The sequence below is a fragment of the Janthinobacterium sp. GW821-FHT03C08 genome (genome assembly GCF_059420905.1).
This window is the reverse complement of the sequence record NZ_JBWKUP010000057.1, coordinates 1-595: the sequence shown is the minus strand read 5'-3', so window position 1 is coordinate 595 and position 595 is coordinate 1. Positions and strand designations below refer to the sequence as shown.

Annotated in this window: 2 protein-coding genes; both read right to left on the bottom strand. The window is 55.1% G+C overall.

Going from position 1 to position 595, the window contains the following annotated elements; genetic code table 11:
• A partial coding sequence (locus tag AC07VL_RS28050; protein ID WP_494808759.1) for a hypothetical protein occupies positions 1-308 on the bottom strand: 308 nt, incomplete at its 3' end.
• Positions 305-595: phosphopantetheine-binding protein (locus tag AC07VL_RS28045; protein WP_494808758.1), on the bottom strand; the 291-nt coding region annotated here is incomplete at its 5' end. The genes AC07VL_RS28045 and AC07VL_RS28050, both read right to left, overlap by 4 nt.

Sequence of the window (595 nt, the reverse complement as noted above, 5' to 3'; positions counted from 1 at the left end):
AGCGCCGCCGGCATGTTGTAGTGCGCACTGCCCTGTTCCAGCTGGTCCAGGAACCACAGCCGCTGCTGCGCAAACGAGAGGGGTAGATGGGGAGTGCTGCGTTCCCGAACGGGTATGCACTCCCAGTGACGTGCGTGTTTTTCTCTGCCAGCCAGCAAGGCAATGATCTCTTCCTTCCAGCACTGAATACCTACCTCCATATCGGCAGACAAATCGCCTTCATAGTCGGCATACAGCTCCCCCTCTTCAAGCGAGAACGTGATTTCAGCGGCCATACATGCATCCAAAAACAACTCGAAGCGCTTCATGCAATTCTCTTTCTATTCGATTTTTTGTTGCCACTAGCGGCTATCAGTGCGGCACGTCGTTCATTGTCCACTTGGGGTAGTCTGGCCAGTACAATTTTGCTGGCAAGCGAACGTAACTGGTCGGCGAGGAAAATATCGCGTAGATGCAGTTCCACACCAAAGGTGTGACGGATCGCAATCCTCAAACTCACAACGAGCAGCGAATGCCCACCCAGCGCAAAGAAGTTGGCACTCGCGCTTACCTGTTCCGGCGCCACGCCCAGCAGCTTGCCCCAGATGCCAGCGAG